The sequence below is a fragment of the Polynucleobacter sp. HIN5 genome (genome assembly GCF_030297555.1).
In the GTDB taxonomy this organism is placed as follows: Bacteria; Pseudomonadota; Gammaproteobacteria; order Burkholderiales; family Burkholderiaceae; genus Polynucleobacter.
The window spans coordinates 1127569-1147407 of the sequence record NZ_AP028136.1 but is presented as its reverse complement, the minus strand read 5'-3'; the positions used below and the strand labels follow the sequence as shown (position 1 = coordinate 1147407).

Here is a 19839-nt window from a genome sequence, read left to right as displayed (position 1 = left end):
TGATATGGAGTTGGCCATCAATCCAGTCCATGCGGAGCTTTCTCCGTATTTAATTCGTGAGCTACGCTCCGATCACGCGGGAGAGACTGGGGCGGTTTACATTTATCAAGGCATTATTACGATTGCCCAAATTTATCACAATCAAGAACTAGTCACTTTTGCTAAGCATCATTTAAAGACCGAAGTAGAGCACCTTCAATTGGTTGAAGAGTGGTTAGAGCCGAGCAACCGAAGTCGTTTACTAGGTCCATGGAAATTGGCCGGCTGGTTAACTGGCGCTATTCCAGCACTTTTTGGATCTAAATCAGTCTATGCCACGATAGCAGCCGTAGAGACATTTGTGGATCAGCATTATCAGGAGCAAATTGATCACATTCAGTCTTTTGGCGGGCCCACAGAGCTACTATCCCTATTACAACGTTGCCAGGCTGATGAACAGCATCATCGCGATGAGGCCAAAGACCTGATTCAATCAGATCCTCCAGGGCTTGTTTTGGCGGCTTGGTGCAAAGTTGTTGGAATTGGCTCAAAACTCGCAGTATCTCTAGCTCGCAAAATTTAACCGAAACACCATAAGTTGATAGTTAAATTGAATGGGGCTCCTGTAAAACTAGGCTAACATTTAAGTTGTTTTTCTTCCTCAATTCGGTCGCTTTGGCGACCATTTTTTTATTACCCACCCAGAGAAATGTCGGTTTAAACGACAACTATAAGTAAGTATCAGTGTAGTAAAAACTATCTATCGCTTATTAATTGTTAAGTGAGCAAAGATCAACTGGTTCATTGATAATCAAATGACTCAAAACCCTGATCGTTTTTAAGTAATGCCCACAAAAAATCCCATTTACGCCTTTGTTGATATTGAAACCACAGGTTCGCGGGCAAACTTAGATCGTATTACCGAAGTTGGCATCGTGACCCTTGAGAATCAAGAGGTATCGGAGTGGTCGGGATTAATTAATCCAGGCGTATCGATTCCAGCTAATATTCAGCAGCTCACGGGGATTACTCCAGCCATGGTCAGTTCAAAACCCAGTTTTGCAGAGATTGCAGAGGAGTTGTATTTGGAGCTCAAAGACAAGATCTTTGTGGCCCACAATGCCCGCTTTGATTACAGCTTTCTCAAAGCCGAATTCAAGCGCTTGGGGATTGATTTCTCCCCCAAGGTCATCTGTACGGTTAAGCTCTCCCGACGTCTCTTTCCGAATCAGGCCAGGCACAATCTTGATACCCTAATCGCGGTTCATGGTCTCCAAGTCGAAAATCGCCACCGAGCCCTTGACGATGCCAAGTTACTGCATCAGTTTTGGCAGCGCTGTGAAGCGACCTTTGATCAAGAGCATTTCCATGCCCAAATTGATTATCTATTAGGAAGACCCAGCCTTCCACCGCATATTGACCGTGAGTTGATTGATGAGATCCCCAATCGACCTGGTGTGTATCTCTTTTACGCAGAAAATAAGCAACCCCTCTACATTGGGAAAAGTAATGACCTGCGAGCGCGGGTCATGAGTCATTTTCAGGCCTCATTAACCAACCGCAAAGAAATGAAGCTTTCTTTGCAGGTGCGAGACATTGACTGGATTGAAACCAGTGGAGAATTAGGCGCCTTACTCTTGGAATCGCGCTTAATTAAAGAGAAGCTACCGAGCTTAAACATTAAATTACGTCGCTCGCAGGATTTATGCGCTTGGCAGTTGACCAAAGGATCTAATCACCTAGAACTGCGCCTTGTGAATCACCATGAACTGCAACCAGGTAAGCAAGATCATTTATATGGACTCTTTTACAGTAAGCGTGAAGCCACCCAAACCCTCCAGTCAATTGCCAAACGCAATCAACTCTGTGAAGGGTTATTAGGCTTTGAAAAGTTAAGTCCCGGAAGCCCTTGCTTTGGTTTTCATGTAAAGCAATGTAAAGGAGCATGCATTGGGGTAGAGCCTCGAGCGATTCATGATTTGCGCCTACAAACTGCTTTACTCAAATTAAAGGTAGCGATTTGGCCCTACCCAGGAGCCATTGGGATTCAGGAAGGGGAGGATTTGCATCTTTTTGATCATTGGTGCTACCTAGGTAATGCCATCAGTGAGCAAGAAATCGAAGAGCTTCTTCAGAGCGGGGAACCTGAATTTGATCTCGACATCTATAAGATAATCAAAAAAGCATTGAAAACCATTCCTACCCCAAATATATTGGCATTGAATCTCCATCACGCATGATTAACTATTAATTTCAAAAATGAGATGTAGTTCTTTTAATAAATAATTATTTTTTAAAAAAGATATGCGTCGCATCGAAATCGTCACTCCAGCTCCTCCTGGGAGCCTACATGGTAATCGTGTGACCGCCAAACGATGGCAAGGTTTTTTAAGACAGCTTGGCTATCGCGTCCCCATCACTGAATCTTGGTCCGGAAAAGATGCTGACCTTCTGATTGCCTTGCATGCCTATCGAAGTCATGCGTCAATTGATGCGTTTAAACTCGCATACCCTAATCGTCCCTTAATTCTGATTCTCACAGGCACTGACCTGTACCGGGATATGGCAAACCAGCCAGAGGTTCATGAATCAATGGCACTAGCTGATGCATTAGTAGTTTTACAAAAACAGGCATTGCGACTCATCCCCGCAAAATGGCGTCATAAGGCAACAGTTATTCATCAGTCGGTACCGCGGATACCAAAACAGCAAAAGCCTAAAGGGCAATTCAGCGTGAGTGTGATTGGGCATCTTCGCCCTGAAAAAGATCCTTTTTGTATCATCCGCGCCTTACCCTATTTGCGCAGCGACAGTCAAATCACTATTCAACACTTAGGTATGGCGATGAGTGCGGAGATGGAAAAAATTGCATTGCAAGCGACCAAGCAACATGCTCGCTATACCTGGCTGGGCATGGTGAGTCACCAGACAACACTACGAACCCTGGCGCGCAGTCACGTTATGGTTATCTCCAGTCGCATGGAGGGTGGTGCTCATGTAGTTTCTGAGGCAATTGCAGCAGGTGTTCCAGTACTTGCCTCCAAGATAGCAGGCAATTTTGGGTTACTCGGAAAAGATTATTTGGGATATTTTCCGGTTGGTAATGAAAAAGCCCTAGCCAGACTTCTGCTCCGTGCAGAAACCGATCAATTGTTCTATAAGAAACTTCAAGAACAAGTGAAGAAATTACAGAAGCTTGTCCAACCCAGCCATGAGCGGTCTTCTCTAGAAAAACTCGTGACCCGCTTACTTAAATTCAGCAAAACACACTAAGAAATTAGACTCTGGATCAGTCCAAGCAGTCACCTGAGTAAAACCAGCCTCCTGGAGCATTTTTAGAAATGTGGCTTTGGGATATTTATAGCTATTTTCGGTATGAATCATTTCTCCGGCAAAGAATTGACGATGACCACCGGGCCAGCTTACCAACTGATCCGATTTGGCTCGAAGATGCATTTCAATGCGATCGAGGGTTTGATTAAAGAACGCGTAATGCTCCCAACCTCGAATAGCAAAATTACTTCCAATCAGGTAATTAAGGTGTCGCAACGCATTCAAATTAAATGCTGCAGTCACGCCCAGAATATCGTTGTAAGCTCGCTCTAATACATGAATGTCTTTAACTAAATCAACCCCAATCAGTAAGCCGCCGCTTCCATGACACTCCCTGGCTAGATTTGAGAACAGACGGGAGGCCTCTGGGGGGTTAAAGTTACCAATCGATGAACCAGAATAAAAGAATAATATTCGCTGATCTTGTAAATCTGGAAATGAAAGTTCTTGGGTAATATCCGCAGCGATCGCCCGCATATCGATCGCTGGATAATCGTGATGTAAATTAGCTAAGGCAGTCTCTAGAAAATCGGCTGAAATATCTAAAGCTCGATATTGCTTAGGCGCGATAGTTTCCAATAACGGTCTGACCTTTTCGCAATTACCAGCCCCGAGCTCCACAATGACATCAACCGAGGCAATGGCCTGTGTAATCTGGGAAAGCTTGGACTGCATAATCTCCCGCTCTACACGGGTTGGGTAATACTCCTCAAGATGAGTAATTGCCTGAAAAAGACTGGATCCCAGTTCGTCATAAAAAAACTTTGGGGAAATTGAAGCCGGATTAGCTTGTAAGCCATCAATAATTTCATGGAAAAGTTTGTCTTGAATTGATAATGTCATATCACTCGATTGAACAGGTTCGAAATCCACAAAATATGTCTGCGCGCTGGGTCTCGTAAAAATTACGAAATGCCGAACGGCGCAGACGCTCTGGCGTAAAAGTACTCCAACCCTTTAAGACTTGATGGCGACCATCAAACCATGGCCTCGAATAATCTCGGTATGGGTCTTCAGAAAAGCCTGGAAAGGGTTGAAAAATAGTGCCGCTCCATTCCCATAGCCATGAGGATTGATACGTATTCATATCGCTAGAATACAAAATCGCTAACTCGTGCTCCGTTGGTAGTCGTCGGTGACGCCACTCACAATACCTCTGAGCCTGATCATACCGTATATGTCGCACAGGCTCATTCTCTTGTAAGATTTGCCATTGATCAAAATGGCGCTCATACCATTGGCTACCATCCTGATTCCAATAGAGAGGGATCCAAGTCTCTAACTGATCAGCTTGTGATTGTAAAAACTCAAGGTACTCGCCATTTGTCACCGGATGGGATGCGATTGAAAAAGGCTCAAGTTGAATTGGGTGAGCCCACTTTTCGTTATCAAAGATAAAGCCCTCTCCTAACTGGGATCCAAATTGTCGTGTTTGACCAGAAAACGCAAGATCACGTGCTGGAATTTGGGGGTGAGTGCTTTGATGGTTTGGTATAAAGGGCTGGGGATAACCGAGGGTTTGCCACATATAGGCAAAGGACTCATTATGCATATCCTGATGAAAAATCGATAGCGTAATGAAGTACAGCTGTTCATTGCTTAAAGGGCGACCTAATAGATCAGCGGTTCGCTCAAATGTCGCTTGGTTATAGGCAAAAAGTTTGTCGAGATCAGGAATCTGAAGCTCCCAGCGCGTACGATGCGATACCAGTGATGAATTAAATAATCCATCCGCGTTATAAAGCCAAGATTGATTAGCCTCTAATCCGGATCGATGAACCCAAAACTCATGAAACCAGCTAATATGGCCGAACTCCCAATGAGGGGGATTCAGAATTTCTTGCCGAGGAACGGATTCTTGCCCGGCTTGCAGATTTTGGAGGATCTGCCTGGTCAAGGAGTTTGAATCCTCAAGCCAAGTCAGTAGCGTCGCTTGACTTGGGTATGAGGTGTATCGCAAATAATCAGGAATCACGGATTGCATCATCTACCGCTTAGTTCAAATGGATAATCAAACTGCAGTGTATGGGAGATTGACTGACATCGCTCGAAAAGATCACTACGATTTATTCCGCCAAGATTGAGAACAGCATACCGATAACTTCCTAGCCATTTCAACTCACGCTTTAATTGAGATCCCTTTTTGAAGTAAAGCATCAGATTGGCATCCGGGTAAGGTGCCAGGGCTTGTTGGATCTGGTCTGCGGTTGGAATACTTTGGGCTATGGGTTCGCTAAACTTCCGAAAAATAAAGCTGGCAGCCGATTGAAATTGAGATGTTTCTTGCCTTACTTTTGGTTCTTCGCCAACCGCGAGTTTAAAAAGAATATCGTATGGTCTATACCCATCTACCCGCTGATACAAATTAACCAGCTGAGATGCCATCCGAGGATTAATTTCGATGATTTTTAGTTGATCATTACTTTTGTTATAAATGAATTCAATATTAAAAAATCCATGCTGATAATGAATGGCCTCAAGCACTTTTTTGGTGATGATCTTGGCGCGCTCTAAAATGGATGGTGATAACTGCGATGGATACTCAAAACGCATGAAGGCATCGGTGCCTGGATACATCACCTCATCAATCGTGCCCAGAAAATATAGTTGACCCTGATAGCAATAGCCATCTATATTGATTTGATCCCCGGTCATGATTTCTTCGGCAAGCATGCCACTGGGATCAACAGTATGGTCACTATAGAGGGGCATCATATCGGCAAAGGGTTTTACAAGTCGGCGAATAATCCTTTCCTCAAAATAGCCAAAATGAAGAAGATCGACCAATTCTGATCGCTGCTGAATGGCCTTTGCTAGCACTGAATACGTTGCTTTAATCGGCTTCACAAAAAATGGGTAAGGCAAATCGATGATTTGATCATTTTTAAGAGGAAATGGAATTAAGGCATAACGCGGAACAGCCTCCGGAACAACCCTTTCTTGAATCATACGGCTGTAATACTTGTGCTGACTAGCGATAATGGCTCGTGGATCATTCCCGGGTAGGCCCAAGCGCTCTGCTAGAACCGCGGCAATTAAGGCGCCATACTGCTCGTGATTGCTGACAATACCATCGAGTCCAATTTTGCGGTACTTCTGTTCCAGATGACTAATGTAATTAAGAACCCGAAAATGAAGTAATCGAGCATTTTGCGGGAACTGAAATAAATCAAAGCCTTCAAAATAGAACTGGTATCGACCACTCTCTTGATATGCTTGAATTGCGAGCTGATCCCAGTCCTTCATAAATAGCACTAGGATTTTTTTCATTGGCAGCGCTCTGGTATGAAATCTTTTTTTCGATTGGCGCGATTTGCCATTTTCTCAAAGCGCTGCTGGACTCGATTGTTCATGAAATGCTCAATTAGAAACATTGGAATTGATGATTCAGGGAAGACAAATGCTTGATAGGTAAATAAGGTGCCGCCCTCCTTAGGAACTAAACGCCAACTACCACGATATTCTTTGAAGTAGCCTTTAACCTGACGAAGATCCATACCAAGCATTGGATACTCGGTGTAATCAATGATGGATTCAAATTTAGTAGTGAAGAAGAGAAATCGATCTTCTACCAATTGCTCTACCCGAATAGTCTGATCCGACAAACGAGTCATTTTTGAGGATTTAATCCCCTCGGATGGCTCATCAGAGGAAAAATCAGTTAACAAAACATAAGCCTGACATTGCGTTAGGGGTGACATATAACTCCCCTGAATATCAAATCCGCCCCCAGTTTGACGAATCTCAACTGAAATCGCAGCAGCCGAGGCTAACCCAGTCCATGCAATTACGATTAAGCCTAGGCAATGGCGAATCGTTTTATTACTCATCGCAGAACCAGCATCCATTAATCTGGGTTTAGAACATCGTGGTTAAGTCTGTGAGCCATGCGGGCGAGTGCTTGAGTAGGAAGGCTTCTACAGGTTTATCAAATCCGGTCAAAACTAATCCACTAATGAGGATCAAAAATCCTCCCAAAAATTGTTTACCAAATTTACCTGCATGGCCAAGCGTTCCCTTGGCTTTCATCAGAGTTTTTCTTGATAAAACACCTAGCAATGCCAGTGGTAATCCCGCTCCGAGACCAAAGACCAGCATAACAAATACGATTTTCTCAAGGTCCTTACCTTGACTGGCCAAGGTAATGGCTGCCCCGAGGGTAGGCCCAACGCATGGAGTCCAAACTAAGCCGAGCAAGATGCCAATCAGAAACTGCCCAAATAGGCCATCAATGCTCACTTTGGATAGCAAGGTATTACCTGCACCACTAATACCCGACATGGCAACCGCAAACCGCTCTTGCAAGTGGGTAGAAATCAAGACGACGCCAATCAGACCCATGATGATCGCTGCAAACAAACGAAATCCATCCTGAGCGATTCCAATCGATGCCCCGAGACCAGCCAAGGCAGTACCAATCACAGCAAACGACAATGTCAGGCCGCCAGCCAACGCAAGCGGTCCAAGTCGATGTTGATTAGTAGCTGCCCCAATAATGATGGGAATTAGAGGCAAAACACAAGGGGATAGAGTCGATAAAACACCCGCTAGAAATGCAAAGAGGAATGACCCAACCCCAAAATCCATTAAATCGCCTGCTTCGTTAACTTAGCAAGTGCCGACTCTTTTGTATCCCCTGTCGCGCGTGCGACTTCTTTACCATTCTTGAAAACAATAATTGTGCTTTGCGAGCGCACCTTGAGTGTTTTTAAAAGATCTTTCTGAGTATCGTATTCAAGCTGATAGAAAGTAACGTTTTTGTACTCTGGATTTTTCATGAACTCTGACAGAACTTTATCTTGCGTTTTGCATGTGGAACACCAATCCGCATGGACAGAAATCACTGCTGACTTACCTTGTTTTTCAATTTCAGCTAGCTGAGTCGCTGTAATTGGCTGACCGGCAGCAAATACGCTAAAGGGTGTTAGCATAGAGATGGTAATCAAAAGACGACTTAAAAAATTCATGATGAAAGTTCTTTCTTTACTTAATTTACTTAAATTACTATTAATTAATTTTATAGTGAATTCGTTAATGTCGGTTTTCCCGACAAACGCCTGCAGACGCCATGACCACCTACACTAGACCCCACCCAACGCCATGACCACACCTGTTTTGACGAGCACTCAAATCAGGGCGCTGTAATCCATTGTTGCACATTGTTATTCGCAGATTAGCCAGCCCTTCTAAGCCGTAGGTCGCAGGTTCGACTCCTGCTGGGCAGGCCAAATCTGGATGGTAAATCTTATTATTTGGACTTAATCGATTTGCTTGCCTTGATTCGCTTTGTTTTGGGTGTTTGAATAGGCACTGGACCTAGTTTTTTTGATGTTGACACAATCGAAATACTTTCTTTAGATCCATTCCAACTCGGCTCTGGAATACTCAGGGCAACCTCTTTAAGCTTTTCACCCCAAATACCCCGCATCATTTCAAAGTAAGGGTTATCTTCATCAATAGTGATTAGCTTCTCAAGCGCAAAGGAGTTATTTTCATAAACCAAAAGATCAAGAGGAAGACCAACCGAAATATTACTTTTGATGGTTGAGTCCATGGATATCAAGACGCATTTAGTTGCTAGGTTTAAAGGCGTATTAAAGCGGATAACTCGGTCTAAGATTGGTTTGCCGTATTTAGATTCTCCAATTTGGAAGTAGGGGGTCTCTGGAGTAGTTTCGATGAAGTTACCAGCAGCGTAGATATTAAATAGGCGCGGCTTCTCTCCCTTAACCTGGCCTCCAAAAATTAGATTGCAGTTAAATTCGATACCCGATTTTTGCAAGGATTGAAAATCGCGCTCCCGTACTTTCTTGATAGCAGCCCCGACAACTGTGGCAGCTTCGTAACTATTTTTAGCCGTCCAGAGATTGATCTCACCGAAAGTTTCCCCCTGGAGCAATATTTCTTTAACGGCTTGGGTAATCGCTAAGTTACCAGAACTCATCAGGGCAAAGAAGCGCTCTTTGTCCTTTTGGAATATGGTCATTTTCCGAAAGGTGCCAATCTGGTCAACCCCTGCGTTTGTCCGCGTATCTGCTAGCAACACGAGGCCTTGGTCAAGGCATAAGCCAATGCAATAAGTCATATTAGAGTACTTTAATTTGATGAATTGAAATTCGGGCGCTAAGTTCCTCTTGACCACCGCCAGAACGAATTCCTTTGATGGGCGCAGCTGAATAATAATCCCTTCCCACAGCAAGACGAATATGACGATTATCCGTGGTGCAAGCATGGGTGACATCAATACTGAGCCACTTGGATTTATCAATATCGGTGCAGATATCAATCCAGGCATGGCTAGCTAGATTAGGAGAGTCCTCGGCAAAAAAATAACCACTGACATAGCGCGCTGGGATATTTGCCGCTCGGCAAAGACTGAGCATAATGTGACTATGGTCTTGGCAAACACCGGTTTTCATGGCAAACGATTGCATCGCCGTAGTCGCAAAATTCGTAATTCCAGATTGATAGGTGATGGTGTTTCGGATTGCGCTGGCTAACTCTAAAACAGAATCCAGGTCTGCCTTTTTGGGAAGGGTTTTCTCAAAATAGGCCATCATTTCTGGCGAGGGAATGGTAAGCCTAGTTTGTTGCAGTAAGTAATAGGGTGAGACAGCGGATTCGAGGTCAGTGTATTCATAGCCGCCAGTACTAATGACTTCTCCTTTTGCTGAAATACTCATGGATTTATAGGGCGCATCTTGGACAAATGTTTGATATTCATTGCCAAACGTATCCTGGTTTGTTTTTGTCTTGATCGGCGTCAGAATCTTCCAGTTTTTTATTGACTGTCCATGGGAATTCGGTGGTTTGAGTCGAAGTTCCTGAATGGAGTAACGCACAGCAGTTTCATAGTGATACTGAGTGTGATGTTCAATCTCTAGGTGCAAGGTTGTCATATCAAGCAACGGCGAGAGGTATGAGATAGGCATTACTTAGTTCATCACCAATATGATTGATGCGCTCCAGAAACTGTTTTATAAATTCTTCTAACCCCATAGCAAATACTTCATCAATATTAGAGTAGTCTAAGTCTGCCTGTAATTTACCGATTAAGCGTTCTATCTCCTTAGAATTCTGATTACGGATTTCACCCAAGAGGGTAATTAAATCGTTAACACAGTACGTTAAAGAACGCGGCATCTGTCGATTAAAGATTAAAAGCTCAGCAGCCTGTTGGGGAGCAATTTGATCTGAATAGATTTGTCGATAGATCTCAAACGCAGAGACCGAACGCAGTAACGCAGCCCAGTGATAGAAGTCAAAGAAGGCTGAATCAGATTCTTCGCCCATGTTATTTTTGGGATTTAACTGCATCAGACTATCTGGGTCTTGATATTTCGTCTCCAAGATACGAGCAGTATTATCAGCGCGCTCTAATAAAGTACCAATGCGCATAAAGTAGTACGCTTCATTCTTGAGCATCGTGCCATGCATCACCCCCCGAAATAAGTGGCAGCGGTACTTGACCCAGTCCAATAGACCACTAGGGTCGGCATAATCCTGTTTTGCTAAGAGCTGCTGGAACTCAAGCCATGTGGTGTTTTGGGTTTCCCAAAGTTCAGAGGTAATTCTGCCCCGAATAGCTCTGGCATTTTCTCTCGCAGCGCGCAAGCACGATACGATACTCGATGGATTATTTAAATCCTCAATCATGAACCGTAATATATTTTCACGATTCATCCTGGAGGAACGTTCCAAGAACATCGGCTCTAATTTTGAGATCGTAAGTAACTTGCGCCAGCTTTGATCACGGTATTCGGACGGTTGTGGCAAAAGGGATGTTTGATAATTCACATCCAGCATGCGTGCAGTATTCTCAGCACGCTCGGTATAGCGGGCCATCCAATAAAGACAATCTGCGGTTCGACTTAGCATGGCGTCTCCGTTTTAATCCTCTAGCACCCAAGTGTCCTTGGTACCGCCGCCCTGAGAAGAGTTCACCACCAAAGAACCTTCTTTGAGAGCTACCCGCGTGAGTCCGCCCGGCACCATTTTGATGGTCTTGCCTGACAGTACGAATGGGCGCAAATCAATATGACGGGGGGCTATTCCAGACTCCACAAAAGTAGGGCAGGTTGATAATGAAAGAGTCGGTTGAGCAATATATTGTTCGGGGTACTTGATGAGATTTTCCTTAAAACGTGCAATCTGATCTTTGGTGGAAGCTGGGCCAACGAGCATGCCATAGCCCCCGGCACCATGGGTTTCTTTCACAACAAGCTGCTCGATATTGGCGAGGGTATAGGCGAGGTCTTCGGCTTTACGACACTGATAGGTTGGTACATTGTTTAGGATGGGCTTTTCACCTAAATAAAATTCAATCATGTCGGGTACGTAGGGATAAATAGACTTATCGTCTGCAATCCCAGTGCCAATGGCATTAGCCAAGGTAATGTTGCCAGCTCGGTAAGCGTTCAGTAAACCAGCAACACCTAATGCGGAGTCAGACCGAAATGCTAAAGGATCAAGGAAGTCATCATCAATCCGACGATAGATCACGTCCACTCGCTCGGGGCCTTGTGTGGTACGCATAAAAACCTCTTCGTCTTTCACAAAGAGATCCTTACCTTCGACTAACTCCACCCCCATTTGTTGGGCTAGGTAGGTATGTTCAAAATAAGCAGAGTTAAACATGCCTGGGGTCAGCACAACTACATTGGGTTTTTTAATGCCTTCGGGTTTGACGGACTTGAGGCATTCCAGTAGAAGATCGGGATAGTGCTCCACGGGTGCAACCCGATAGCGCTGAAACAGATCAGGAAATAGCCGCATCATCATTTTGCGGTCTTCAACCATATAAGAAACACCCGAAGGCACCCGCAGGTTATCTTCTAAGACATAAAACTCACCTTCACCAGCTCGCACAATATCAATCCCTGCAATTTGGGCATAAATATTGCGTGGAACTTCGACATGACGCATCTCCGGTCGATATTGCGCATTGTTAAAAATCTGTTCGGCCGGTATGATTCCAGCTTTAATGATTGCTTCATCATGATAGACATCATGAATAAAGTGATTAAGTGCGGTAACCCGTTGCCGCAATCCGGACTCAAGGTCGGACCATTCTTTAGCGGTAAAGATACGCGGAACCTCATCGAAGGGAATGGTGCGCTCTGCACCAAGATCATCACCATACACAGCAAAGGTAATGCCAACACGACGAAAAATTAGATCGGCCTCTGCCCGTTTAAGACTCATGAGTGCTTGGCTCTGGTTACCAAGCCAGGTATGAAAAGTCCCATAGTGCGGACGTGGAGCACCATACTCATCAAACATCTCGTTATACGGACTTTTCATTCAGTCAGACTATTACGATTGAGATCTAATATCGGCTTAGTCTGATAAATGGTGGTGCATATATGCACATTATTAGTGCATATAAGCCACACAGTTCTATCTTGAGGTGCAATCGCCTTGATTGAGTCGTTAAAGATCAGTATCAAATAATTCAAGCGTCCCTATAAAGGACGCTTGCATTTGTCGGTTTTCCCCACAATCACCTGCAGACACCAATCCCTAAAAATCAGACCCTACTGAATGCCATGCCAACCCTTGTTTTGATGAACAGCTCGAACCTGGCAACTGTATGTCATTGTCAAACATTGTGTTCTGCAGATTAGCCAGCCCTTCTAAGCCGTAGGTCGCAGGTTCGACTCCTGCTGGGCAGGCCACTTATAGAATTTCTACGGTTTGGTTTTTGGGATCAATCCTTAGTTTTGAGCCACTTGGTATTGCTGAAGTGATATCGCAATCAAAGCCACTTAACATGGCGATGCCACCATGAGCAGCTCCTTGGGCCAAGATTGGATTGACGGTATTAAAAATGATGGCAGAAGGACAAAGCCCCCGTTTTTTCATTTCATAGATCATCCAGGCACTAGCCACGCCACCTTTAGCGGTATCTAAAACCAAGATTTTATTGTTGTAGGTCTCGCCAAATAATTTATGAGTTGGTCTTGAAAAAACCCCATTGATTCGGTCTAGGTCATAGCGAGCTGAAAAGCCGTCATTCGCTGTCAGGCAAACTCCTTCTACGACATCACCTTGAGCATGCTTTGCTTTAAATACTTTATTCATGCGAGACTCCCAGTTTCAGCTGCGCGCACACAATCTTCCATCGAGGCTAAGATCGGTGTGTATCCATAGCCACCTAAGATGTTGACCATCTTGGCGCTATTAGTTGCTAAGCGTTTCCAGCCATTCGCCTCAGCAATTTCTCTGGCATAGGACTGGTAAAAACACATGCCAGCAAAGACTGAGCCTCCCGCCGATTCAATGAGTTCGGTATATCCCATTCGATCCGAGTCTGGCTTTACTTGGGGGCTGGTAACCGCTAGTAAGGGTTTCCTAAATTTCTTACCAGCGCAGAGTTCGGCAACCGATTTCATCTCCAAAAGACTCAGTTGGGGCGCTGAGAACACAACAACGTCAATTTCATCGCTTACACGATAGGATTTTTGTAAAGCCATGACATCCGCTTGTGTAACGTCGATCACAGGTAAATGATCAAACTTTAAATCCCTCGCATGGATTGCTTCAGGAGTAATCCCTAAAATATGAAATAGGGCGGATGATCCAAAGCTAGCCATTGCTGCACCGAAATGCTTAAGTGAATCTGACCCAGGGTGACCTTCAATACCCTCAATCACGGGGACAGACCAATAATTTCCAGATTTGCGTCCGATGAGCCCGCCCAAGGCGCCCCATTCATTGAGTGAAGTGGGTGTCCAAGAAACTCGAAAACGGTGGGTTGGCTGTCGGTGTGTATCTAAGTGATACCCATAGCGCGGTGTTCGACCGGTTAAGCCGGCCGATAGGGCAGATGGGCCGCCCTCAAAATTCGAGCGGGCCCCACAGATACTATTGGAGTAGATCACAACACCAGTGTCACCAAAAGCGACATGTTCACCAAAAACTGGAGCCATGATGGTTTGGTAGTTGATGCAGGTATCAGTCATAGAGATACCCATTTTGACGAAAGCCGCAATCGCCCGGCGCTCTAAAGAAAGCATCGTTTCGGTTTGACCTAATTCCTTAGCTTTATTAAAGTCTGTGCCCCGAGGATCGGTAATCGTAGGAATACGTACTACCCGCTCTTTTGAAGAGTGTTTGGCTAACATCTCAAGCCAAGCAACACCCGCTTCCCCAAGGCTTTCCGTGTCAGCCATGATGTGTGCTTGTGAGACCGGTACAAGATCTTCGGCGCCAAAAAATTCGCCAACTTTAATTTGATGTTCGATGGCGATCTTGCGAACTGGCCCCAATTCGCCAGCAAGCATGGCTTTTTCTTCAGCATTAAGTTTCATAATTTTTCTTTAATCGAGTGATGCCCCAGAATCACGTACAGCAATTGCCCACTTCGCGATTTCTCTGGTTTGGAAATTGCTAAGTGATTCTTTAAAGTTTGTATTGGGTTGAACACCTACGTTGCCAAGTTTTTCTTTGTATGCTGCAGACGAGGCAATTTTCTGAACTTGAGTAGTTAATGTATTTGTTACATTTTCAGGTAGTTTTGCTGGACCAAAAACTGCCCACCATGCTGTGGATTCAAAATTAGGATACCCAGATTCAGCAACTGTAGGTACATTAGGCAAAAGTGGTGAGCGAGTTTTGCTCGTGACTGCTAATGCTATTAGCTTACCTGATTGGATGTGGGGAAGGACCGACTGGATGGGGTCAAACATGAGCGGAATTTGCCCACCAAGTAAATCAGTGACTGCAGGTGCGCTACCTTTATAGGGAATATGCTTAAGCTTTGTTTTGGTGGCTGTTTCAAATAAAGCACCTGTCAGATGACCAGGGGTTCCATTGCCGGCAGTTCCAAATGCGATAAAGTCAGGTTTTGCCTTAGCTTCTTTAATAAGGTCTGCTAGGGTCTTAATATTGCTGTTAGCTGGAACCGCTATCACTAAAGGGGCGCTTGCTACCAATGCAATCGGCGTGAAGTCTTTGGTCATATCGTAGGGAAGCTGTCGATATAGGCTCCCGTTAATTGCATGAGTCCCCACGGTTCCGACCATGATGGTATATCCATCAGGTGGTGATTTAGCTACAAAATCAGCTGCAACAGAGCCACCAGCACCGCCTTTATTCTCGACAATAATTGATTGCTTCATAGACTCACCCAACATCTGCGCCAAAGGTCTGGCGACAATATCGGTTGGACCCCCAGCCGGGAAGGGCACAATTAATTTAATGGGCTTATTTGGGTAATTCTGAGCAATTGCTAATCCACAAACCCAAGACAAGACGAAGGAAAGTATCAATTTTGAAAAATTTTTCATGGCCACCCCCTTAGTTAAGAGAACAGAACCAATGTAACTGTAACAAAATATAATGTAAATTAATATTTTTTAATATTTAATATAAGAAATGCTTATAAATAACCGTATCGATCTTCGTCTTCTTCGCAGTTTTATTGTGCTTGCTAAATCAACTGGTTATGTCAAAGCAGCTGAGATTCTCAACCTTTCTCAATCTGCTTTGTCACAGCAGATGAGCGATTTAACTGATGCCCTTGGGCAGAATATTTTTGAGAAGATAGGGAGGAAATCAGTTTTAACGTCCTTTGGCAAAAATCTACTAAGTCAAGTTGAGCCAATTGTTGGTAATCTAGATGAAGTACTTCTGACATTGAGAAATAACTCAAATAAGGCTGCTGGAGTACTAAGTATTGGTGCAACCAATACCTACTTAAAAGCCCTTGTAATTCCTGCATGTATTGATTTGTTTTTAACAAATCCTGAGATAAAAATAACTCTTAAGGCGGGGTCAGCCAAAAACTTAATAGACGACCTTAATGAAGGTGGAATTGATATTGGAATTTTGCCAGATGACTATAAGACACAGAATTTGCAACATCAGTTTTTATTTAGAGAGCATTTTTCAGTTATTGGAAAAATCGAAAATTTAAAAAAATTTCCAAACAAAATTAATTTAAAGATGATTGAGGAAGTGGAGTTGGCCTTACTCAATAAAAATTTTTTAATGAGACAAAAAATTGATTTTCAATGTAAAAGTGATGGGGTATCTCTTAATGCCAGGCTCGAAGTATCATCAATGGACGATTTAATTCAAATCGCAAAAACGGGCAAAGTAATCGTTATTGGAAGCCCAGTAGCTTGTTATGGCGAGCAAGATTTAGTTAGCCTAGAAATCGAGGGAAATCACTTATCTCGTGACGCCACAATTTATTGGCGTCAGGGAGCTCATCAAACCATTGCAATGAAAAACTTTATTCAATTAGTAATAGAAAAAGCCAATCATTTTTAGTTCTCTTAGTTGAAATTTTGAACATTTTTTAGCTACCTTACGATTCTTTTTCACGAGTACTCAAAAATGTCGGTTTTCCCGACAAACGCCTGCCGACACCACAAACCCAATATCTGGCCCCACCCAACGCCACGACGACCCCTGTTTTGACCTACACTTCAAGCCTACCCACTGTATGTCAGTGTCTGATATTGTCTAAAGCAGATCAGCCAGCCCTTCTAAGCCGTAGGTCGCAGGTTCGACTCCTGCTGGGCAGGCCACTCAAAGAACTTGAAAAGCAAGTATCGCGATAGCAGTTGGTGGCAGAGCGGCTAACAGTAATTTAAGAGCGGATACCGCCTTTTGTGGAAAGTAATCTTTTAGGATTGCCAAACCCGCAGGATTTGGGGCATTTGCGATCACTGTTAAGCCGCCACCTGCAAGCGCACCAGCCACCAAAGCATAACGAAACTCTTCGGTCGTTCCTTCCACCAAGGATCCTAAATAAGTCAAAGCGGCATTATCAGTAATTGCTGTCAGAGCAGTTGCTCCATAAAACACAGCCGTATTACTCATGCCACTTAATAGCGGTTGTAGCCACCATTGTTGGAGTCCGCCAAGTACCACAAGACCAGCTAAGAAAAATGCCACCATGAGCGCTTCTTTGAGAATCAGTCGGGATTGATAGGCGCTGTAAGCGTGGGTATAGCCCAAGAAAAAGAGCAAAAAGCCCATGAAGACCACCGGATGATGGGCAAAAACAACCACTGCTAACAGAAATAGTAGGTGAGTGAAGGCCACCCATAAGGGCATACGATCCTCTTGATGGGCTGAGGCAGTCTTTGGTAGGTCCTTATGAACAACCAGTGTAATGAGTAGGGCATTGACTAGAACCGCAATGGTTGCTTTGATTCCGAAGGTCTGAAATACATACGTCGTATCCCAATTCCAAGTAGAAGTAACCATCAAAATGGGAGGTGCGGCAAAACTTGTTAAAGCTCCACCAATTGAAATGTTGACAAATAAGACCCCAATCGTGAGGTACATCAATTTCGTTGAATTGGTTTTTGAGAAGATGGTATCGCGCAGCAAAAAGGCAGCCAAGGTCATCGCAGCCGGCTCTGTGATAAACGAGCCTAAGATGGGAACTGCGCTCAGGGTCACAAAGTAGTTGGCAGTAGCTGCCGGTAATCTGAACGACTTTTCAAGCAGTTTTGAAATTGCGAGAACAATAGTTTTGGCAACGTACAAAATCGGTTTACTGGCCGCTATCACCATAATGGCAAACACAAACAATGGCTCGGTATAGTTGCGAGACTCTAAGTAGGTGATGGCCGGCTTAGTGCTGCCATGAATAAAAGCCATGAAAACAACGAGCACCATCGCCCAAAAGCCAAATACAGCCTCAACTTCACCCAAGAGATGAAATAAACCCGCGTGGTGCCGTGAACGATGGGCTAGCCGTTCAAAATAAAAAGCTAAAAAGGTATGTAATACCGCAATACCAAATAGCGTAGTGGCAATTAATTGAATGGTAGTTGGGTTGCTCATGGATTTATCTATTTTCAGGAATGATGAACGAATTCCAATCTTTGCACAGCGAGAGCAAAAGTATCCGTACAAAACCTAAGGACTTGGATAAAAAAAGACCACCCAGTTGGGTGGTTCAAAGTGGAAGCACATGAAAAGATGTTGCTATTTAATGCAATTAGGAATGTAGCATAATTTTTTCAACCAAGTTCTTCGTAGTTTAATTACCTTGTAATTTTTATGGGTAATTCTTACTACTTGTTTGAAAGACGAATGCCTATAAAAGCAGAAGTTCAAAGTATGTCGGTTTTCCCGACACCCATCTGCAGACACCTCGAATCCAACTTCAGGTTCCATTCAACTCCAGCCAATCCGGTGTTTTGATGAACACCTCGAACCAGCCCACTGCAAGCCATTGTTGATCATTGTATTCCGCAGATTAGTTTGCCCTTCTCGGCCGTGGGTGGCAACTTCTAATCAAATAAAAAATCAGTAATAGTTGATTTTCTTATGCTCTGAACTAAGAGTTAGTAAATTCGTATCAAGATTAAACCTAGACATATTCCCAGCGCACCAATAATTCGCTGAGTGTATGGCGACTCTTTTAAATAGAGAGTTCCAAATAGAAACGCAAATAAAACGGATGTTTCGCGGACTGCCGCAACTAAGGAGATGGGTGCTTGCGTCATTGCCCAAAGAGCAACCGAATAAGAACCAATAATACAAGTTCCACCGATTAAGGGGTATATGAGACGGGATTTGATATAGCTAAAGCTCTCCGGTAGCAATTGCTGACGACGTCGTTGCCAAAGAACTAGCGACAGAAAGACGCAGCCATGCGAAAACATTAATAGGCTCACATAAGACCATGCATTATTACTAAGCCGCACCCCATGCCCATCAACAATGGTATAGAGGGCGATGACCAGGGCATTGGTTAGAGCAAAGAGTAGGGCTTTTAAATGATGGGCTGATGTCGATGTTTTACGCAAACCTAAGAGGATGACTCCGGCTGATACTAGAAAAATACCAGCAATTACTCCATCGGATACCTGTTCACGTAAAAACATATATCCAAACAAGAGAGTCAGAAGTGGGGCCGCACCGCGCATGATGGGGTAAGCGAGATTCAAGTCCCCGAAGCGATATGCGGATGCAACCAAATAAAAATAAATTAAATGAAGGGCAATTGATAATGCTATATAGGGAAAGGTTTGGGGATCAGGAAGTCCATATATCACCAGCAAGGGAAGGGCGAGGATTGCAGTGGCAAAGTTTGCTACCGCGGTTTCTAAGTTTTTATCCGATGCCGACTTGAGTAATATATTCCATAGAGCGTGCATGAGCGCAGCGCCTAAGATGCAGGTAAAGACAAAACTACTCATTGGTGAATAATACTCATCATCAAAATAGCAATCCCCGAAATGGCAATCACCCATTCCATCATCTGGATAAATTGCTCCTCGCGCATTTTTAGAACAATCCGTTTGGATAGTAGTGATCCCATAAAGACACAGACCCCAAGAAAGAGCCCCTCCAGGATGGCCACACGATCAATTACTCCCAGTTCATGAAACACCACGCCTTTGGTAATGAAGATGGAAAGCGAGCTGGCTGCCTCGGTACCGAGATAGGCGCCTTTGGTTAATCCATAAGCCAAAAAGAAGGGGGTATTAATCGCCCCTGTTGTTGCAACGATGCCCGTTAAATAGCCAATCCCAGCACCAACCAAAGCCATGT

At 44.1% G+C, this 19839-nt stretch carries 20 protein-coding genes; 4 read left to right on the top strand and 16 right to left on the bottom strand.

What is annotated here, in order from left to right:
• Positions 1-4 precede the first annotated feature (4 nt).
• The 3 genes from QUE61_RS06055 (at position 5) to senB (ending at position 3252) form a co-directional block, all read left to right on the top strand.
• Positions 5-562: a demethoxyubiquinone hydroxylase family protein gene (locus QUE61_RS06055; RefSeq protein WP_286306368.1), complete on the top strand. Its 558-nt coding sequence runs from the start codon at positions 5-7 to the stop codon at positions 560-562.
• 262 nt (positions 563-824) lie between these two features.
• Positions 825-2219, top strand: a complete 1395-nt coding sequence (locus tag QUE61_RS06050) for a 3'-5' exonuclease family protein (RefSeq protein WP_286306367.1) — start codon at positions 825-827, stop codon at positions 2217-2219.
• 64 nt (positions 2220-2283) lie between these two features.
• Positions 2284-3252 carry a selenoneine biosynthesis selenosugar synthase SenB gene (senB, locus tag QUE61_RS06045; protein ID WP_286306366.1) on the top strand — a complete coding sequence of 323 codons (969 nt, stop codon included), beginning with the start codon at positions 2284-2286 and terminating at the stop codon, positions 3250-3252.
• On the opposite strand, the gene egtD is transcribed toward senB, so the two are convergent.
• The 13 genes from egtD to QUE61_RS05980 all read right to left on the bottom strand — a co-directional run bounded on the left by egtD (position 3226) and on the right by QUE61_RS05980 (position 15602).
• Positions 3226-4155, bottom strand: coding sequence for an L-histidine N(alpha)-methyltransferase (gene egtD, locus QUE61_RS06040; protein ID WP_286306365.1), 930 nt, complete (start codon positions 4153-4155; stop codon positions 3226-3228). The genes senB and egtD overlap by 27 nt on opposite strands.
• 1 nt (position 4156) lies before the next feature.
• Positions 4157-5299, bottom strand: coding sequence for an SUMF1/EgtB/PvdO family nonheme iron enzyme (locus QUE61_RS06035; protein ID WP_286306364.1), 1143 nt, complete (start codon positions 5297-5299; stop codon positions 4157-4159).
• Complete coding sequence (locus tag QUE61_RS06030; protein WP_286306363.1) at positions 5296-6582, bottom strand: ATP-grasp domain-containing protein; 1287 nt, start codon at positions 6580-6582, stop codon at positions 5296-5298. Before QUE61_RS06030 ends, QUE61_RS06035 begins: the two co-directional genes overlap by 4 nt.
• The gene (locus QUE61_RS06025) at positions 6579-7160 is read right to left on the bottom strand and encodes an SRPBCC family protein (protein ID WP_286306361.1); all 582 of its coding nucleotides are present in this window, start codon (positions 7158-7160) and stop codon (positions 6579-6581) included. The genes QUE61_RS06030 and QUE61_RS06025 overlap by 4 nt, the downstream gene beginning before the upstream one ends.
• 10 nt (positions 7161-7170) lie before the next feature.
• Positions 7171-7899, bottom strand: coding sequence for a cytochrome c biogenesis CcdA family protein (locus tag QUE61_RS06020; protein WP_286306360.1), 729 nt, complete (start codon positions 7897-7899; stop codon positions 7171-7173).
• On the bottom strand, positions 7899-8279 hold the full coding sequence (locus QUE61_RS06015; RefSeq protein WP_286306359.1) for a thioredoxin family protein: 381 nt from the start codon (positions 8277-8279) through the stop codon (positions 7899-7901). Before QUE61_RS06015 ends, QUE61_RS06020 begins: the two co-directional genes overlap by 1 nt.
• 281 nt (positions 8280-8560) lie before the next feature.
• The gene (locus tag QUE61_RS06010; protein ID WP_286306358.1) at positions 8561-9397 is read right to left on the bottom strand and encodes a peptidase; all 837 of its coding nucleotides are present in this window, start codon (positions 9395-9397) and stop codon (positions 8561-8563) included.
• A 1-nt stretch (position 9398) separates the two neighbouring features.
• Positions 9399-10244 carry a transglutaminase family protein gene (locus QUE61_RS06005; protein ID WP_286306357.1) on the bottom strand — a complete coding sequence of 282 codons (846 nt, stop codon included), beginning with the start codon at positions 10242-10244 and terminating at the stop codon, positions 9399-9401.
• Positions 10213-11190 carry an alpha-E domain-containing protein gene (locus QUE61_RS06000; protein ID WP_286306356.1) on the bottom strand — a complete coding sequence of 326 codons (978 nt, stop codon included), beginning with the start codon at positions 11188-11190 and terminating at the stop codon, positions 10213-10215. Before QUE61_RS06000 ends, QUE61_RS06005 begins: the two co-directional genes overlap by 32 nt.
• A 12-nt stretch (positions 11191-11202) precedes the next feature.
• Positions 11203-12615 (bottom strand): circularly permuted type 2 ATP-grasp protein, encoded by a 1413-nt coding sequence (locus QUE61_RS05995; RefSeq protein WP_286306355.1) that lies wholly within the window; start codon positions 12613-12615, stop codon positions 11203-11205.
• Positions 12616-12990: 375 nt separating this feature from the next.
• The gene (locus QUE61_RS05990) at positions 12991-13395 is read right to left on the bottom strand and encodes an aconitase X swivel domain-containing protein (RefSeq protein WP_286306339.1); all 405 of its coding nucleotides are present in this window, start codon (positions 13393-13395) and stop codon (positions 12991-12993) included.
• Complete coding sequence (locus tag QUE61_RS05985; RefSeq protein WP_286306354.1) at positions 13392-14624, bottom strand: aconitase X catalytic domain-containing protein; 1233 nt, start codon at positions 14622-14624, stop codon at positions 13392-13394. Before QUE61_RS05985 ends, QUE61_RS05990 begins: the two co-directional genes overlap by 4 nt.
• A 9-nt stretch (positions 14625-14633) precedes the next feature.
• A complete protein-coding gene (locus QUE61_RS05980; RefSeq protein ID WP_286306353.1) occupies positions 14634-15602 on the bottom strand; it encodes a Bug family tripartite tricarboxylate transporter substrate binding protein in 969 nt (322 codons plus the stop codon).
• Between the two features lie 88 nt (positions 15603-15690).
• Between QUE61_RS05980 and QUE61_RS05975 the strand changes: the two genes are divergently transcribed.
• Positions 15691-16590, top strand: coding sequence for a LysR family transcriptional regulator (locus QUE61_RS05975; protein WP_286306352.1), 900 nt, complete (start codon positions 15691-15693; stop codon positions 16588-16590).
• 261 nt (positions 16591-16851) lie between these two features.
• Here QUE61_RS05975 and QUE61_RS05970 read toward each other — a convergent pair whose 3' ends face one another.
• From QUE61_RS05970 to QUE61_RS05960, 3 genes are all read right to left on the bottom strand, one after another.
• The gene (locus QUE61_RS05970) at positions 16852-18120 is read right to left on the bottom strand and encodes a putative Na+/H+ antiporter (RefSeq protein ID WP_286306351.1); all 1269 of its coding nucleotides are present in this window, start codon (positions 18118-18120) and stop codon (positions 16852-16854) included.
• Positions 18121-18626: 506 nt separating this feature from the next.
• Positions 18627-19484, bottom strand: coding sequence for an EamA family transporter (locus QUE61_RS05965; protein WP_286306350.1), 858 nt, complete (start codon positions 19482-19484; stop codon positions 18627-18629).
• Positions 19481-19837, bottom strand: a complete 357-nt coding sequence (locus QUE61_RS05960; RefSeq protein ID WP_286306349.1) for a hypothetical protein — start codon at positions 19835-19837, stop codon at positions 19481-19483. Before QUE61_RS05960 ends, QUE61_RS05965 begins: the two co-directional genes overlap by 4 nt.
• Between the last annotated feature and the right edge of the window lie 2 nt (positions 19838-19839).

Bases quoted from the DNA above. Each gene is read 5' to 3' on its own strand.
- QUE61_RS06000 (WP_286306356.1), bottom strand. From the start codon at position 11,190: ATGCTAAGTCGAACCGCAGATTGTCTTTATTGGATGGCCCGCTATACC.
- QUE61_RS05975 (WP_286306352.1), top strand. From the start codon at position 15,691: ATGCTTATAAATAACCGTATCGATCTTCGTCTTCTTCGCAGTTTTATT.
- QUE61_RS05980 (WP_286306353.1), bottom strand. From the start codon at position 15,602: ATGAAAAATTTTTCAAAATTGATACTTTCCTTCGTCTTGTCTTGGGTT.
- QUE61_RS06055 (WP_286306368.1), top strand. From the start codon at position 5: ATGGAGTTGGCCATCAATCCAGTCCATGCGGAGCTTTCTCCGTATTTA.
- QUE61_RS06005 (WP_286306357.1), bottom strand. From the start codon at position 10,244: ATGCCTATCTCATACCTCTCGCCGTTGCTTGATATGACAACCTTGCAC.
- QUE61_RS05960 (WP_286306349.1), bottom strand. From the start codon at position 19,837: ATGGCTTTGGTTGGTGCTGGGATTGGCTATTTAACGGGCATCGTTGCA.
- QUE61_RS06035 (WP_286306364.1), bottom strand. From the start codon at position 5,299: ATGATGCAATCCGTGATTCCTGATTATTTGCGATACACCTCATACCCA.
- QUE61_RS05990 (WP_286306339.1), bottom strand. From the start codon at position 13,395: ATGAATAAAGTATTTAAAGCAAAGCATGCTCAAGGTGATGTCGTAGAA.
- QUE61_RS05995 (WP_286306355.1), bottom strand. From the start codon at position 12,615: ATGAAAAGTCCGTATAACGAGATGTTTGATGAGTATGGTGCTCCACGT.
- QUE61_RS06025 (WP_286306361.1), bottom strand. From the start codon at position 7,160: ATGGATGCTGGTTCTGCGATGAGTAATAAAACGATTCGCCATTGCCTA.
- QUE61_RS05965 (WP_286306350.1), bottom strand. From the start codon at position 19,484: ATGAGTAGTTTTGTCTTTACCTGCATCTTAGGCGCTGCGCTCATGCAC.
- senB (WP_286306366.1), top strand. From the start codon at position 2,284: ATGCGTCGCATCGAAATCGTCACTCCAGCTCCTCCTGGGAGCCTACAT.
- QUE61_RS06020 (WP_286306360.1), bottom strand. From the start codon at position 7,899: ATGGATTTTGGGGTTGGGTCATTCCTCTTTGCATTTCTAGCGGGTGTT.
- QUE61_RS06015 (WP_286306359.1), bottom strand. From the start codon at position 8,279: ATGAATTTTTTAAGTCGTCTTTTGATTACCATCTCTATGCTAACACCC.
- QUE61_RS06010 (WP_286306358.1), bottom strand. From the start codon at position 9,397: ATGACTTATTGCATTGGCTTATGCCTTGACCAAGGCCTCGTGTTGCTA.
- QUE61_RS05970 (WP_286306351.1), bottom strand. From the start codon at position 18,120: ATGAGCAACCCAACTACCATTCAATTAATTGCCACTACGCTATTTGGT.
- QUE61_RS06050 (WP_286306367.1), top strand. From the start codon at position 825: ATGCCCACAAAAAATCCCATTTACGCCTTTGTTGATATTGAAACCACA.
- QUE61_RS06030 (WP_286306363.1), bottom strand. From the start codon at position 6,582: ATGAAAAAAATCCTAGTGCTATTTATGAAGGACTGGGATCAGCTCGCA.
- QUE61_RS05985 (WP_286306354.1), bottom strand. From the start codon at position 14,624: ATGAAACTTAATGCTGAAGAAAAAGCCATGCTTGCTGGCGAATTGGGG.
- egtD (WP_286306365.1), bottom strand. From the start codon at position 4,155: ATGACATTATCAATTCAAGACAAACTTTTCCATGAAATTATTGATGGC.